Raw genomic sequence first — 15624 nt, 5'->3', positions numbered from 1 at the left:
CGATACGATCGACTCATGTCGACCTTCGATGCCGCCCCCGTTGCCCTGATCGTCCACGCCCACCCCGAGCCCCACTCGTTCAGCACCGCCCAGATGACCACGGCGGCTCGGACCCTGCGTGAGGCCGGGTACCGGGTCGACGTCCTCGACCTCTACGCCGAGGGATGGGCCCCGGTCCTCGACCGCCAGGAGTTCGCACCTGTGGACGGCCACTTCAAGCCGCAGGCCGAGCAGATGCGCGCGGTCAGGGACGGGTCGCTCGATACGACCGTCGGGGAGCATCTCGACCGGCTGCTCGCCGCCGATCTGCTCGTGCTGTCGTTCCCGATGTGGTGGTTCTCGCTGCCCGCCATCCTCAAGGGGTGGATCGACCGGGTCTTCGTGATGGGCGGGGTCTTCGGCGGGGACCACGGTCTCTTCGACGACGCGGCGCTCGCCGGGAAGCGCGCGATGCTGCTGCTCACGACCGGCGGGTCCAGTGAGTCGTTCCGACCCGGCGGCGCCCTCGGCCCCATGAACGAGTTTCTGTTCCACATCCACCGCGGCATGCTGGAGTTCGTCGGCTACCGGGTCCTGGACCCCGTGATCACCTACGGGCCGGCCCACATGACCGACCAGGAACGGACAGCGGCGCTGGACACCGTCCGAGAGTCCGTCGCCCTCGTCGCGGCGGATCTGCCGACCGCCGTGCGCTGACCTCGTGGATCGCGGTCCCGCACATCAGCGGCACGTCAGGCGGACTCTCTCCCAGGAGTTGTTGGCATAGCCCTTGGGGTTCCACAGATGCGCCGGGGACTCCGGCATGGCCGCCGCCGTGCAGTCCCACGCACGGGCGGTGACCTCGACCGCGCCTGGGCCGAGGGTCAGGCGGGTACGCCAGTGCTGCCACACCCATGGCCCGGGCGCCTCGTCCACTTCTGCCTGCACCCAGGAGCCGCCGCCGTCCAGCGAGAGGTCGACCCGCGCAACGGTGCGGTCGTCACCGGCCAGCGCATAGCCGGTGATCTCGGTGGGTCCCGAGGGCAGGCACGCGCCGTCCTCAGGGCTGAGAACGGCGCAGTTCAGCGCCAGGGGCCCCAGCGAGATGCCCTCACCCGGCCCGGCCTTCGACGGGTCGGCCTCGGCCGGCAGGACGCGGTAGGCGGTGGCCTGGAAGTAGTTTCCGGACGGCTGGTCCTGGGCCGTGATGCCGGTGAGCCACTTGACGCTGCGGGCACCGATCCAGCCCGGCACCACCACCCGCAACGGCCCGCCGTGCACCCGGGGCAACGGCCGGCCGTTCATGGACCAGGCCAGCAGCACCTCCGGTCCCAGCGCCTTGCCCACCGGGACGGAGCCACCATAGGGCTGCGGCGGGTCGGCGAGCCGGGAGACGTCCGGAGCGGCGAACGCGACATGCCGGGCCTGCGGCGCCGGACCGGCCGCGGCGAGGACATCGGCCAGCCGCACCCCGCTCCAGCGGGCCGTCGCGGTGGCGCCCGGGCCCCACGCCGCCTCGCCGGGAATGTCACGCACCTCGGTCAACCCGGCCCGCCGGTTGCCCGCGCTCTGCAGCGTCGCCACGACCTCCGCCCCGTGGAACCGCGTCCGCAGGTCGTCCAGCGACAACTCCAGCACCCGTTCGACCAGACCGTCCACGCGCAGGCGCCACGCCGCCGCGTCGATGTCCGGAACCGGGCCGTGATTGCGGCTGTAGAAGGCGTCGACGGGCGTCTCCAGCAGCCCCGCGAGCGCGGCGCGCGGCGGTTCGGCGTTGAACGGTTCCCTCTCGTGCACCACCATGTCGTCCCGTTTGTCCCATACGTTCACATGGGATGTGTTCCCGCGTACGACGCGGCCCCATCACCCGGCACCAGCCTTCGGCCGGCCCGGCACGGCGGGGGCGGCCGCAGGGTACTGGGGCTGGGTGGAGACACGAGGAGGTGGACCGAATGGGGTCACGCCGGCAGCCTCACGCCTGACATCCCGGCGCCGGCGGCCCGCCGCGGTCACCAGGTGCGCCGCATCACCCTCGGTGAGCGAAACGCCTCAGCCCGCTCGTCGCCGACCTGCTCCGATGGCGGTACGGACGGCGGGGTCTGCCCAGCGACCGCGCTGGGCCGCCAGCCCGGAGACACCGGATCGGCACGAGTTCCCGGCCGCCGGCCGTCCTCCGTGGTCACGGGCGCTGTGCCGCCGCCAGCTCGGCGGACTGCCGCTCCAGGGCCTTGACCACACCGCCGCGCCAGCCCTCGGCCAGGGCCTGTGACGTGGGATCCGGGAAGATGTCCTCCTCGTCCTTCTCCACCCCGTCGAAGATGGCCCGCGCCACCGACTCCGCGGACGCCTTCGGCGCGTCGAGGCCGCGGCTCATGTCGGTGTCGGTGGGGCCGGTCAGCACGGCGTGCACGCGCACACCCCGCCCCGCCAGCAGGGCGCGCTGCGACTGCGTCAGGGACAGCGCGGCCGCCTTCGAGATCGAGTAGGCCGGGACCAGCGGGAAGGCGGCAAGGCCGTTGATCGACAGGTTGTTGACGATCGCTCCCCGGGAGCGCAGCAGCAGCGGCAGGAACGCCCCGGTCACGTCATAGAGGCCGAAGAGGTTCACGGCGAGGTGCCGTTCCAGGACGCAACGGTCGTCCAGCTTGTCGTAGAGGGCGATGCCGGCATTGTTGACCAGGACGTCGAGAGACCCGACCTCGGCAGCGGCCTGCCGCAGCTGATCCGGCTCGGTCACGTCCAGGGTCACCGCGGTGACGCGCCCGTCCCGGTGGGTCAGCGGCTCACGGGTACCGACGTAGACCCGCTCGGCACCCCTGATCAGGGCCTCCTCGACCAGACTCCGGCCGATACCCCGATTGCCGCCGGTGACCAGGACCGTGCTGCCCGCGATGTTCGTCATGGTGATGATCTCCCTTGTTCCGCGCGCGAACGCGGTGTGGAAATGCGGTCGCCGGTTGAGACACGACCGCCTCGCGGAAGTCACCGATGACTTTTCGGACCCGGCGGTGTCCCTATCAGGAGGACGGCTCAGAGACGAAGCGAGGACGTCGTGGCGATGCAATCGGCCCTGGCCCGTGCCCGGTCGGGTGACGGGGAAGCATTCCGGGAACTCACCGAACCCTACCGGCGTGAGATCCAGGCGCACTGCTACCGGATCCTCGGATCCGTGCAGGACGCGGAGGACACGGTTCAGGAGACCTTCTTCGCCGCCTGGCGCGGGCTCGACGGATTCCGGGAGCGGGCCTCCGTGCGCGCCTGGCTGTACCGCATCGCCACCAACCGCTGCCTGAACGCGCTGCGCGATGCGGGCCGTCGCCCGCAGCCACGCCGGCCGACCCGACCCCAGGACGACGTCCCCGAGCCGACGCGCCGCTCGGCATCGGCCTGGTTCGAGCCGTACCCGGACACGCTGCTGGAGGATCTGCCCGACCGTGCCCCGGGACCGGAGGCCCGCTATGAGACGAGGGAGGCGCTGGGGCTGGCGTTCGTGGCCGGGCTCCAGCGCCTGCCACCGCGGCAGCGGGCGGTCCTGGTGCTGCGCGACGTGCTCGGCTTGCGCACCGCCGAGGTGGCCGACCTGCTCGACAGCAGCGGCGTCTCCGTGAACAGCGCCCTGCAGCGGGCGCGGACGGCCCTGGACGGCGGGCGGCCCGCCCGTGACCGCGACCGCGCGCCGCTCCCGCGCTCCCCGCGCGAACGAGAGCTGGTCCAGCGATTCGTGGACGCGATGGAGGACTCCGACGTCGACCGGCTCGTGGCGCTGCTCACCGACGACGCGTGGCTGACGATGCCGCCGGAGCCCCTGGAGTACCAGGGACACGCGGCGATCGCCCGCTTCTACCGGACCCGCGCCTGGTGGGGCGGCGGGATGCTCCGCCTGGTGCCGACGCGGGCCAACGGCCAGCCGGCGTTCGGCTGCTACTACCGCGATTCCCACCGGCCCGTCGCGCAGGCGTTCGGCATGGGGGTGCTCACCCTGGAGGACGGCCGGATCTCCGCGATCACCCACTTCGGCGACAACGGTCTGCTGCCGCTGTTCGGGCTGCCCCTGACGCTGCCCGACGAAGACCGGCAGGAGCGCGCCGGATGATCCTCCGGGCCTGCGATGCCGCGGCAGGCAACCGCCCGCCGAGACCCGTACCCGCCCAGGACCTTCCCGGGCCGGCGGTGCTTCACCCGGGCAGGAAGCCAGGACTGCAGGCGCGTCCCGCGCAGCCGAATGAAGCTCTGCCGACCCGTGCGGCACGCCGGCTCGCCGTCCGGCGCTCTCCGGTGGCCGCGTTCAGGCCGCGCCCCGGACGCCCCGCCCGGCACCGCGATACGGTGCCGGGCCGACGGTCCCTCATGACCGGCTTACGAGGTGCCGTCCTCCCGCTCGGCGGGCGGAAACCGGCCTTCTCCGCGAGGGTCAGGCCCCTTCGCGCCGTGCAGTCGCCTCCGGCGAAGCCCTCACCCGGCGGCGACGGCGGCCGGGGCCCGGGACGGCTCGGTGGCCGGGGACGGCTGCGGGTGGCCTGCGGGGAACTCCGGCCGGGCGTCCGCGGACTCCAGGCGGAACATGGCCTCCTCGTCCGCGCTGCCTGGGGCCGCCTGGTACACCACCATCCGCTGGCCACCCGTCCGGGCCAGTCGCATGACCTCGTACGTCAGGGTCATCCGCCCGGCCTTCGGATGCCGGAACGTCTTCTCCCCGCCTCCACGCTCGCAGACGTCGTACCGCTCCCACAGCCGCGCGAAGTCGGGTGACTTCAGGACCAGTTCGCCGACCAGCGCGGTCAGTTCGGGGTCGTCCGGGTCGGCGCCCGCAACCGCCCGCAGATGCGCCACCGAGTGGGCGACCGTCTCCTCCCACGGTTCGTAGAGCGTGCGGCCGACGGGGTGGAGGAAGAGGTAGCGGGTGAGATTGCGCTGCTCCTCGGGCCAGTCCCAGAGGCCGGGCAGGAGCCTGCGGCCGGGCGGGTTCGCGGCCAGTACGCGGTTGTAGCGGCTGACCACGTAGGCGGGCAGGGGGCGCACCGACTCCAGCATCCGCAGTACGGACCCCCGGACCGTGTGGTCCGAGCAGGCCGGGAGCTCGGAGACCCGGCCGGAGGCCAGCTCCGCCAGCTCGTGCAGACGCTCGTAGCCGTCGCCGCGCAGCCGCAGGGCGCGGCCGAGGGCGTCCACGACGGCGGGCGAGGGATTGGTCTCGCGGCCGCGCTCCAGACGGATGTAGTAGTCGACGCTCACCCCGGCCAGCGCGGCCAGTTCCTCCCGGCGCAGGCCCGGAGTGCGGCGCAGGCCCGCGCCGGCGGGGAGTCCGACCTCCTCCGGTCGCACCTGCGCCCTGCGGGCCTTCAGATACCTGCCGAGCTCCGTGCCCCGCGCGTCCGCTGCTGCCATGGGCCCATTGTCTCAGGCGCGCCAGGACCGTGGGGGGCCGTGTCAGGGCCTGGAACGCGGCACCCGGGAACGGCGCGGTCTGCCGGGTGGCCGCGGTCGGGCGGAGAGTCGATCCCGGAGCGGGCGGCCCGGCCGCCGGGGCCCAGGGGGTGACCGACACCGGACCGCGGCCCCGGCCGGCCGCGACCGCCCGCCCGACGATCCCTGATGCCCGCCCGACGATCCCTGACGGACGTCGGCCGGGCCTGCCGTCTCCGAGGAGCTCACCATGCCCATCGCCCCTCACCCGTCCTCCAGCGCCGTGTCCGCCGACGAGCGCGGCACCGAGCCGCACACGCCCGCGCCCCGGCGACGCGGGCCGGGCCGGGCCCGACCGTCCGCGCCGCCCGGCGACGTCCCCACCGCTCCGCGGCGCGGCGGCGTCGAGCTGGTCGCTTCGCTCCTCGGCTTCACCGTGATCACCATCGACGTGTCGGCCGTGAACATCGCCCTGCCCGCCATCCGGGACTCGCTCAGCGGGGGGATGGCAGGGCTCCAGTGGGTGGTGGACGCCTACACCCTGATGTTCGCGGCGCTGATGCTCTCCGCCGGTGCCCTCGCCGACCGCGCCGGCGCGCGCCGCGCCTACGCCTGGGGCGTCGCCCTGTTCACCGTCGCCTCCCTCGGCTGCGCGCTCGCCCCCGGGATCGGCGTGCTGGTCGCCGCGCGCGTGGCGCAGGGCGGGGCCGCCGCGGTGGTGATGCCCGCCTCGCTGGCGCTGATCCGGCAGGCCTACGACGACGCCCGGGCCCGCGCCCGCGCCATCGCGCTGTGGACGGTCGGCGGCTCGGTGGCGATGGCCGCCGGCCCGGTGCTGGGCGGGCTGCTCACCGACTGGGCCGGCTGGCGGGCGGTCTTCCTGCTCAACCTCCCGGTCGGCGCGGTGATTCTGGGCCTGCTGGCCCGGGTGCCGCGCTCCCCGCGCCGGCCGGCCGCGCTGGACGCCGCCGGCCAGCTCACGGCCGTACTGGCCCTGGCCGGGCTGGCCTTCGCGGGCATCGAGGGCGGTCACCTGGGCTGGACCAGCGTTCCTGTGCTCGCGGCCGCGGCGCTCGCCGTCGGTTCCGGGTACGCCTTCGTCGTGGTGGAGTCCCGGCACCGCCGGCCCATGGTGCCGCTGGCGATGCTGAGGGACCGCCGGGTGGCGGTCGCGCTCGCGGTCGGATTCGCCGTCAACGCGGCCTTCTACGGCGGGATCTTCCTCCTCGGGCTGTACTACCAGCAGCTGCGCGGGATGTCGGCGGTCACCGCCGGGCTGATGTTCGTCCCGATGTCGGCGGTGGTGACGGGGACCAACCTCGTCTCGCCGCGGCTGGCGGAGCGGATCGGGCGGCGGGCGGTGATCGTCGTCGGTCAGCTGGTCTTCGCCGGAGCGATGGTGGCCCTGCTGCCGCTGGCCGCGCACACGCCGCTGTGGCTGGTGCTGATCCTGCTGCTGCCGCTGAGCGTCGGCGGTGCCATGGCGGTGCCGGCGCTGACCGCGCTGCTGATGGACGCGGTCCCCGGGGAGCGCGCGGGGACCGCCTCCGGACTGCTCAACTCCCTTCGTCAGACGGGCGGCGCGCTCGCCGTCGCCCTCTTCGGCAGCCTGCTCGCCGGCCCCGGCGGCGCCTTCTCCCTGGACGGCATGCGCGTCGGCCTCCTCGCCGTCGGGGCCCTCCTCCTGGCCACCACCGCCGTCTCCCGGCTGTGCCTGCCTCGCGGCTGACGTCGCGTCGGCCACGTGCGCGGCACAGGCCCGTTCGGTCACCGCGCGGAGGCGTCGTTGGCGCAGCGGAAGCCGAGGTTGCCGGAGGAGGACTCCGGGGTGTTGGAGGAGCGGGCGGCGACCCGGTAGCGGTTGCAGTAGGAGTCGTGGCACAGGTAGGAGCCGCCGCGCAGGACCCGTGCGGCGCCGGTGTCCGGGCCGTGCGGGTCCTGCACGGGCGACTGGCCGTAGTAGGAGGCCGAGAACCAGTCGGAGCACCATTCCCACACGTTTCCGGCGGTGTTCCACAGGCCGAAGCCGTTGGGACGGTAGGACTTGACCGGCGCCGTGGTGACGTAGCCGTCCTCGGCCGTGTTGGTGTGGGGAAAGCGTCCCTGCCAGATGTTGCAGCGCCACCGGCCGTCGGGGGTGAGCTCGTCACCCCAGGCGTAGCGGCGGCCGGGCAGGCCGCCGCGTGCGGCGTACTCCCACTCCGCCTCGGTGGGCAGGCGCTTGCCGGCCCACTGTGCGTAGGCGGTCGCGTCGTTCCAGGAGACATGGACGACGGGGTGGTTCTGGCGGCCGGTGATGTCGGAGCCGGCCCCCTCCGGGCGGCGCCAGTGGGCGCCCCGGACGTTGATCCACCAGGGGGTTCCGGCGGCGGTGCCGAGGATGTCGGCCGACGGAGCGGTGACCACGAGGTGGAAGACCGCCGAGGAGCCGTAGCGTTCGGCGTCGGTCACGTGGCCGGTGGCCTTGACGAAGGTGGCGAACTGGGCGTTGGTGACGGCGGTCTCGTCGATGTGGAAGGGCGTGAGGCGCACCGTGTGCACGGGGGTCTCGCCGTCGGCGGGGTAGCCCTCGCCGAACGCGTCGCCCATGGCGAACTCACCACCGGGCAGGCGGACCTGTCCGCGGGTCGAGCGCTTGACGGCGGCGGGGCGCGGCGCCTGCGGTGCTTCCGGCGGAGGTACGGCGACGGCTGCCGGTCCGCCGGAGGGCGTGCAGCAGGAGTGGTGCTCGCGGGTCATGGGTCGAGGTCCTCGATCGGGGGGCCGGCCGTCACGGCTGCCGCCGGTGGTAGGTGGACTCGTCGAGCCCGCTCAGGGTCGGGTCGTGCGCCACCTCGCCGACGTCGTACATCGACGTCATCCAGTGGTAGAAGTTGTCGCCGCGTTCCCGCAGGACGTCGTACAGGCGGCGCATCATCCGTGAGCGGACCTCCGCGTGTTCGGGATGGGCGTAGACGTTCTGGAGTTCGTCCGGGTCGGTCACGAGGTCGTAGAGCTCGTTGACCGAGTCCGGATTGACCACGAGCTTGTAGCGGTCCTCGCGCAGCATGCGCTGCGGGTACGGGAAGTGGTGGCCGTGGAACTCGCAGACGATGTCCTCTTCCCACTCCACCGCCTCGCCGTGGACGAGCGGCAGCAGGCTGCGCGAGTCGGTCGCCGGTTTCGGGTCGATGCCGGCCAGGTCCAGGATGGTCGCGGTGCAGTCGAGCAGGCTGACGAACTCGGACCGTACGACACCGCCGGGGGCGCCCGGGACACGGAGCAGGCCGGGTGTGCGGTAGATGTCCTCGTACATCGCGGGGCCCTTGTCGTGCAGCCGGTGGGAGCCGGTGAACTCGCCGTGGTCGCAGGTGAAGAACACGGCCGTGTCGTCCACGAGCCCCAGCCGCTCCATGGCTTCCATGACGCGCCCGATCTGCCGGTCGATCAGCGCCACATAGCCCCAGTAGACGGCGATCAGCTTGCGGGTCGTCTCGATGGGCATGGTGTCGAAGGTCCAGTGCGCGCTGTAGTTGCGCTGCACCGGAGGCTTGCCCTGGAAGGTCTCCGCGATGGACCGGGGCAGTTCCACGTCCGCCGGGTCGACCAGGTCGAAGTACTCGTCGGGGAGGATGTAGGGCAGGTGCGGCCCGAAGAAATGCAGCGCGAGGAAGAACGGCCGGCCGTGCTCGCGGGAGTCGGCGGCGTACTGTTCGAGCTGCTCTATGGCCCGGGTGGCCAGGTAGTGCTCGAAGGTGGCCTCGACCGGCTGGTGCAGCCGGGCGGCGAGAAGGTTGCCGGGGCCGCCGTTGGGCAGGACGCCGCGGACACGGTCGCTGATCTCGTAGGGCGGCAGACCGCGTTCGGCGAGGTAGGCGAGGTAGTCGGGATGGTCCACCGGGTTGTGCCAGCCGGGCAGCTCGGGGCCGTCGAAGCCGTAGTCGGCCGCCGTCAGCCGGTTGCCGGCGTGCCACTTGCCGATGAGGCCGCAGTTGTAGCCGTGCTCCCTCAGTGCACGGGAGAAGGTGAACTGGTCCTCGGCCAGGTCCTCGAGGTAGCCGACGTTGCGTTCGTGGTTGGCCAGCAGTCTGTGCCGGAAGGGCGCCTGACCGGTCAGCAGGCTGGCCCGGGCCGGGGTGCAGATCGCGGTGGGGGTGTACCAGCGGTCGAAGCGGGTTCCCGTGGCGGCGAGTTCGTCCAGGACGGGAGTGTGCGCGAGGGGGTTGCCGTAGGCGCCGAGGGTGTCCGCCCGGTGCTGGTCGGTCATGAGGAAGAGGACGTTCTTCCTGGAGCGGCTCGACGTGTCGGCAGCGGTCACTGGCCCGCTCCCGTGAAGAGGTCGCCGGTGTAGTAGCTCTTCGGGTCGAGCGGGTGATCGAGTTTGCCCGCCTGGACGAAGTAGTCGTTCATGCCCTTCAGCCACTTGTCGATGGTGCCGTCCTTGGTCAGCGCGTCCAGCTTGTTCACGTCGAGCAGCTCGACGTTGGCGGCGTCCGCCTTCACCTGCGCCTCGGGGATGCCGAGCTTGTCGGCGGTGAGCTTGATGGCCTCGTCGGTGTGCGCGGAGCGGTAGGCGATCGCCTCCCGCAGCACGGCGAGGACCTTCTTCGCCTTCGCGGGCTGCTTGGAGACGAACCCGTTGCCGGCGACGAAGGCCGTCGGGAAGGAGACCTGGTCGGCGAAGTCGGAGTTCTTCGCCAGTTCGACCATGCCCGGCACCTGCTTCTTGATGGTCGCGGCCGCCGGGTACCAGAAGCCGGCGGCGTCGACCTTCTTCGAGGAGAAGGCCGAGACGATGGTCGACGGGTCCATCGGCACGGTCTTGACGTCGCTCTTCTTCATCCCCGCCTTCTCCAGGGCGAGGGTGAGGATCATGTCGCCGGAGGTGCCCTCGGGCACGGCGACGGTCTTGCCCTTGAGCTGTTGCATCGAGGTGATGCCGGGCTGGGCGATGACGCGGTCGGCGTTGCCGAGGGTGTTGATCGCGACGACCTTGGCCTTGCCGGAGGCGGGCAGCCACATCGCGCCGGGGCCGATGTATCCGAGGTCGAGGTTGTCGGTGCCCAGGGCCTGGATCTGGAGCGGGCCGTTGGTGAAGACCTTGGTCTCGGCGGAGAGGCCGTGCTTGGCCCACAGGCCCTTGGCGTCGGCGATGGCGATCAGACTGGTGCCGTTGAAGTCGCCGATGTAGCCGATGCGTACCTTCTCCCCGCCTTTGCCGGAAGAGGAGTCGCTGCCGCAGCCGGTCAGGAGAGCGGCGGCGGCCAGGCCTGCGACCGCTGCGGTGAACCCTCTGCGGGAGGTCGTGAGCGGCATGGGTGGGATGTCCTTCCGGTCAGATCGTCGTCGATGGCTGGGGGGCGGCCGTGCGGCCGTCCTGGTGGTAGACGGAGTGCCACACGCGGTTGCGCAGGGCGGCGAACTCCGGGCTGAGGCGGAAGTCCTCGTCACGCGTGCCGTCCCAGTGGACGTCGATGACGTCGTACACGCGTCCCGGCCGGGCGGCCATGACGATCACGCGGTTCGCCAGGAAGACGGCCTCGTCGACGTCGTGCGTGATGAACAGGACGGTGCGCTTCTCCTTGCTCCAGGTGTCGAGGAGCTGCTCCTGGAGCTTGACCCGGGTCAGGGCGTCGAGCGCGCCGAACGGTTCGTCCATCAGCAGGATCGAGGGACCCACGGCATAGGCCCGGGCGATGGCGCACCGCTGCCGCATGCCGCCGGAGAGCGTCTTGGGGAGCGCGTCGGCGAACTGTTCGAGCCCCACCAGGTTGATGAAGTGCTCCGCGCGCCGGCGGCGTTCGGCCCTGGGCACGCCCGCGGTCCGCAGCCCGAACTCGACGTTCTGCCGGACGGTCAGCCAGGGGAAGAGGGCGTACTGCTGGAAGATCACACCGCGCTCGGGTCCCGGCCCGGACACCGGTACGCCGTCGACCAGGGCCCGGCCGGTGGTCGGCTCCTCCAGGCCGGCGAGGACGTTCAGCAGGGTGCTCTTGCCGCAGCCCGAGGGGCCGACGACGGTGACGAACTCGTTGTCCGCGATGTCGAGGGAGAGGTCGTCGAGGGCGGTGAACGTGGTGCGTCCCAGTGCGAAGGTCTTGGTGACGCCCTGGACGGAGATCTTGGCCGCGGTACTGGTCATCGGCGTTCCTGCCATCCGGTGAGCTTGCGTTCTGCGAGGAGGAGGATGCGGTCCATGAGCAGACCGAGGATCCCGATCGAGATGAGTCCGACGAAGATCGTCGGAAGGTCGTAGTAGAGCTCGGCGTTCTGCATCCGGTAGCCGAGGCCCTGCTGCGCCGCGACCAGTTCGGCGGCGACCAGGGTCGCCCAGGCCGAGCCGAGGCCCACCCGCATGCCCACGAGGATGAACGGCGTGGAGGCGGGGACCACGACCCGGGCGAAGATGACCAGGTCCCTGGCTCCCAGGACGCGGGCGGCGTTGATCAGCGTGCGGTCGACGTCGACCACGCCCTGGAACGTGGAGATGACGCACGCGAGGAACGCGGCCAGGAAGATGACGAAGACCTTCGGTGTCTCGTCGATGCCCATGACCACGACGGCCAGCGGGATGATCGCCAGCGGTGGAATGGTCCGGAAGAACTGGATCCAGGGCTCGATCAGGCTGCGCAGTACGCCGTACCAGCCCATGAGGAAGCCGACCGGGACCGCCACGGCGGTGCCGAGGGCGAAGCCGATGAGCACGCGGGTCAGACTGGCGACCACGTCCTCGCCGAGCGTCCCGTTGTCGATCAGGGTCCTGGCCCGGCCGACGACCTCCGGCGGCGTCGGCAGTTTGAAGCCCGCGGCGGCCAGGATCCACCAGATCGCGATGCCCAGCGCGACGGACACGGCGTTCAGGGCCGCGGACCTCCATCGCCGGCCCGACGGCCAGCGCCGCGGTGCCGTCCTGGTGCCGGCCGCGCCATCGGAGTCGGCGGACGTTCCGGATGTCTTCTCGGGTACGGGGTCTCGCCGGCCGGCGCCCTGCTTGTCAAGGACGGACATGGGCGGCTCCTTCGTCGGTGGAGTTGCGTACGCGGGAACCGCCCTGCACTTCGGCGGTTTCCGGATACCTCGCCAGGAGGGGGGAACTGTGGAAGACCGCGGCGAGCGCGCCGAGGGCGCCGTCGTCGTCGGAGAGCCGTGCCGCCTCGACCACGGGACCGGCCGACACGATCGGGAAGAGCTCACCGGCGAGGGTGGCGGCGACCTGTTCCACGATGACGGGCGCCAGCCGGGTGATCTCGCCGCCGATGACGACCTTCGCCGGATTGAGGGTCATCGTCGCCGCTCCGACCACGCGTCCCAGCGCTGCGGCCGCCTCGCGCAGCACCCGGTCCGCGACCGGGTGTGCGCCGGCCACGGCGGCCGCCAGGTCCTGGAGGTTCTCCAGGCGGAGACCGAACTCCCAGCAGGCGGCGAGGATCCCGGGGACCGAGGCCACGGTCTCCAGGCAGCCGCGCTTGCCGCACCGGCAGGGCCGGCCCGCCGGTTCGACGGTGACGTGGCCGAGTTCGCCGGCCAGTCCGGCGGATCCGGTGACCAGTTGGCCGCCGACGACGAGTCCGCCGCCGACACCGTCGGACAGGCGTACGTACACCAGGTCGGCCACGCTGTCGGCGCCGCTGATGGCCTCGGCGAGGGCGGCGAGGCGGGTGTTGTTGTCGACGATCACCGGCGCGTCGAAGCGTTCGGCGAAGGCCACGTCGACGCCGTCCGGGGCCGGGCGGAGCACCGTCGTCCCCGACGCGGCGCGAGGCCAGGCCGTTCCGTCCGGCGCCGGGTACGGTCCCGGCACGCCGATGCCGATGCCCTGGAGCGCCCCGAAGTGGACGCCGGCGTCGGCACTCAGCCGGTCGACCAGGCCGAGAGCCAGCTCGGTCCGCGTCGGCCAGGACGCCGTGTCGTCGTACCGGACGGACCCGGAGGCCATGACCTCGTGCGAGGCGTCGGCGATGACGACGTGGACGCGCCGGTGGCCGAAGTCGACGCCCATGAACTGCGCCGACGCCGGGTCGAGCGCCAGCCGCTCGGCCGGCCGGCCGCTGCCCTCGCGTCGGGAGGCGTCGGTGTCCACGACGACGATGGCGCCTCGCTGGAGGAGGCTGCCGGTGATCTCGGAGAGAGTGGTGCGGGACAGGCCGACGACCCGGGCGATCTCGCCGCGGCTCATGGCTCCGTTCTCCTGCAGTGCGCGCAGCACGCGGTCCTCATGGGTCCGCCTGACCAGTGCGTGCACTCCGGTGGGCATCTGCATGGCGGTCAACGTAGGGAGGCCGGAAAATTCCGTCAACACTCCGACAGAAAAAAGTGCGGGGAGGTGCTCGGTGTCGGGCCGGGACTGGGGACACCCGCGGGCCCGTCTTGGTGTGCGTGGCGGCGTCGTGCCGCAAGGCCGTGCATCGTCGCCTCAGGAAGGGCCATTGACCTGCACGTTCCCTTCCACACCGGGCCGGGAGGCGGCTGTGTACGAGTCCGGGCGCTGCCGTCGGCGCACCCCCGGTCTGTCACGCCACGCACCGCGCGTTACCCAATCGTGACCATCCTGACCGGTCGGCCGGGCCCTCGCGGGACCTGCGGAAACACCGCGCCACATGCGGGCATCGAGGCCTCGGACGCCCGGGATGATTTGTTCGGGGTGTTGACGGAAAAAATGTCCCTTCCCATGCTGTCCGGCGTGCCGGCCAGGGACGGCACGCCGGCATGGCACCGGCATCCCGGACGGCGAAGGAGAAGACTGATGACCAGCACCCAGAACGGGTTGCACCGACGGACTCTGCTGGCCGGCGTCGCAGGCCTCGGAGCGGCGGTCGCCCTGCCCGCGGCCGCCGCGCAGGCGGCGCCTGGGCCGGGGGAGGCCGCCTCGACCGCCCGCCACCCGTCGAACTGGCCCGACCCGGAGCCCTACGGCCTCGCCGACACCCGGCTGGACCTGTGGCCGCGTGAGGACAACTCCTTCGTCCTCCCGCTCGAACTGCGCCCCCGTGACGAGGAGCGCGGCCAGGTCTGGATGCGGGACACCTACGTCAACTGCTTCGTGGTCGACGGCCGCCCGGTCTACGTCGCCACCGGCACCACACGCGTGCCGGGACTGGAGGCGGCCGCCCCCTGGAACGACGGCATCTTCGTCTGGGTGTCCCCGTCCCTCAAGGGGCCGTGGAGGCTGGTCGACACGACCGGCGTCCGGCCCGGTGCCGAGCGGGGCAAGGTGTGGTCGCCCGAGTTCGCCGGTGAGAACCGCCCCGGACGTACGGTCGTGGCTCCGTGGCAGGAATATTGGTACGACGACCGGTTCGGCAAGCGCGGCGAGGTCTGGGCCCCGGAGCTGCACTACTTCCGCGGCACGTGGTACATCGTCGCGTGCATGGGAGACCACTCCCGCAAGGTCGGCTCGTTCCTCCTCGTGAGCGAGGGCGGGATCGAGGGTCCGTACCGGCTCGCCGAGGGAAACCACGACAAGCCCTTCGGCGACCCGTTCATCGGAGGGCCGAAGTTCATCGAGCCCGGCGCCTACCACCACATCGACGGCAGCCTCTACTCCGAGGGCGACGACGCCTGGCTGGTGCTGCACAACGACCTGTACGCCAGGTTCCGGGACGACATGGAGGACATCGTCCCGGCCACGAACCTCCCGAGGTTCCGGCAGGCGCCCTACTCGCCGGAGCCGTACCGCGAGGGTGTGTACGTGTTCAGGTACGCGGGCAAGTACTACCTCGTCCAGACCGCATGGGACTGGACATCGGTCAATCCCGACGGCAGCGCACGGTACGCCTACGACACCGGCGGCCCGGGCCGTACGCAGTACCAGTACGACGCGGTCGTCGCCGTCGCGGACACCTTGGAGGGCCCGTACTCCGAGCGGTGGACCGCGGGTGTGGGCATCGGCCACAACAACTTCTTCGCGGACCATCACGGCGGTCTGTGGGCGACCTTCTTCCGCAACCCTAACTTCGGCTACTGGTCGGACGCCTCACGCATCGGCCAGTCCGCCGTGCCCGGTGTCGTACGGCTGGAGTGGACCGGGCCGGCGCGGCATCGGCTGTACGTGAAGCGCCGGAACCACGGTCACACGGTCAGTCCCGTCGGAAATGATGCGTCGGAAATCTTTGACGCGTCGGGAATCTCCGACCTATAGTTTTCCTCATGCCTGCCGACGTGTTCGGCGTTCTGGCCAACCCAGTGCGTCGCAAACTGCTGGAAAGCCTGCGTGAAGGGCCGCGCTCCACGGGTGAGCTGGCCGGGATGTTCGAGCTCGGGAGG

Annotated in this window: 13 protein-coding genes; 4 read left to right on the top strand and 9 right to left on the bottom strand. The window is 71.8% G+C overall.

Annotated features, from left to right (window positions below; all coding sequences use genetic code 11):
* Nucleotides 1-15: 15 nt before the first annotated feature.
* Nucleotides 16-696, top strand: a complete 681-nt coding sequence (locus ABZ484_RS29760; protein WP_358869017.1) for an NAD(P)H-dependent oxidoreductase — start codon at nt 16-18, stop codon at nt 694-696.
* Between the two features lie 24 nt (nt 697-720).
* Here ABZ484_RS29760 and ABZ484_RS29755 read toward each other — a convergent pair whose 3' ends face one another.
* Both ABZ484_RS29755 and ABZ484_RS29750 read right to left on the bottom strand, forming a co-directional pair.
* The gene (locus tag ABZ484_RS29755; protein WP_358869016.1) at nt 721-1809 is read right to left on the bottom strand and encodes a sulfite oxidase; all 1089 of its coding nucleotides are present in this window, start codon (nt 1807-1809) and stop codon (nt 721-723) included.
* Between the two features lie 349 nt (nt 1810-2158).
* Nucleotides 2159-2881, bottom strand: a complete 723-nt coding sequence (locus ABZ484_RS29750; RefSeq protein ID WP_358869015.1) for an SDR family NAD(P)-dependent oxidoreductase — start codon at nt 2879-2881, stop codon at nt 2159-2161.
* A gap of 156 nt (nt 2882-3037) precedes the next feature.
* On the opposite strand from ABZ484_RS29750, the gene ABZ484_RS29745 reads away from it, so the two are divergent.
* Complete coding sequence (locus ABZ484_RS29745) at nt 3038-4072, top strand: RNA polymerase subunit sigma-70 (protein WP_358869031.1); 1035 nt, start codon at nt 3038-3040, stop codon at nt 4070-4072.
* 359 nt (nt 4073-4431) lie between these two features.
* Here the strand turns inward: ABZ484_RS29745 and ABZ484_RS29740 are convergent, their stop codons facing one another.
* Entirely contained in the window at nt 4432-5364 is a 933-nt protein-coding gene (locus ABZ484_RS29740; protein ID WP_358869014.1) for a helix-turn-helix domain-containing protein, read from the bottom strand.
* 268 nt (nt 5365-5632) lie between these two features.
* On the opposite strand from ABZ484_RS29740, the gene ABZ484_RS29735 reads away from it, so the two are divergent.
* Nucleotides 5633-7111 (top strand): MFS transporter, encoded by a 1479-nt coding sequence (locus tag ABZ484_RS29735; RefSeq protein WP_358869013.1) that lies wholly within the window; start codon nt 5633-5635, stop codon nt 7109-7111.
* A 38-nt stretch (nt 7112-7149) separates the two neighbouring features.
* On the opposite strand, the gene ABZ484_RS29730 is transcribed toward ABZ484_RS29735, so the two are convergent.
* Genes ABZ484_RS29730 through ABZ484_RS29705 form a run of 6 tightly spaced genes read right to left on the bottom strand, consistent with a single transcriptional unit; the run spans nt 7150 to nt 13621 of the window.
* Nucleotides 7150-8121 carry a formylglycine-generating enzyme family protein gene (locus ABZ484_RS29730; RefSeq protein ID WP_358869012.1) on the bottom strand — a complete coding sequence of 324 codons (972 nt, stop codon included), beginning with the start codon at nt 8119-8121 and terminating at the stop codon, nt 7150-7152.
* A 31-nt stretch (nt 8122-8152) separates the two neighbouring features.
* The gene (locus ABZ484_RS29725) at nt 8153-9679 is read right to left on the bottom strand and encodes a sulfatase-like hydrolase/transferase (protein WP_358869011.1); all 1527 of its coding nucleotides are present in this window, start codon (nt 9677-9679) and stop codon (nt 8153-8155) included.
* Entirely contained in the window at nt 9676-10677 is a 1002-nt protein-coding gene (locus tag ABZ484_RS29720; RefSeq protein ID WP_358869010.1) for an aliphatic sulfonate ABC transporter substrate-binding protein, read from the bottom strand. Before ABZ484_RS29720 ends, ABZ484_RS29725 begins: the two co-directional genes overlap by 4 nt.
* Nucleotides 10678-10696: 19 nt before the next feature.
* Nucleotides 10697-11503: an ABC transporter ATP-binding protein gene (locus tag ABZ484_RS29715; protein ID WP_358869009.1), complete on the bottom strand. Its 807-nt coding sequence runs from the start codon at nt 11501-11503 to the stop codon at nt 10697-10699.
* A complete protein-coding gene (locus ABZ484_RS29710; protein WP_358869008.1) occupies nt 11500-12369 on the bottom strand; it encodes an ABC transporter permease in 870 nt (289 codons plus the stop codon). The genes ABZ484_RS29715 and ABZ484_RS29710 overlap by 4 nt, the downstream gene beginning before the upstream one ends.
* On the bottom strand, nt 12356-13621 hold the full coding sequence (locus ABZ484_RS29705) for an ROK family transcriptional regulator (protein ID WP_358869007.1): 1266 nt from the start codon (nt 13619-13621) through the stop codon (nt 12356-12358). Before ABZ484_RS29705 ends, ABZ484_RS29710 begins: the two co-directional genes overlap by 14 nt.
* Before the next feature lie 483 nt (nt 13622-14104).
* On the opposite strand from ABZ484_RS29705, the gene ABZ484_RS29700 reads away from it, so the two are divergent.
* Nucleotides 14105-15499, top strand: coding sequence for a family 43 glycosylhydrolase (locus ABZ484_RS29700; protein WP_358869006.1), 1395 nt, complete (start codon nt 14105-14107; stop codon nt 15497-15499).
* The last annotated feature ends 125 nt before the right edge of the window (nt 15500-15624 follow it).

The sequence above is a fragment of the Streptomyces sp. NPDC006393 genome, assembly GCF_040628575.1.
Lineage (GTDB): Bacteria > Actinomycetota > Actinomycetes > Streptomycetales > Streptomycetaceae > Streptomyces.
Note: the sequence above shows the minus strand (reverse complement) of the source record. Positions and strands in the feature narration are given on the sequence as shown.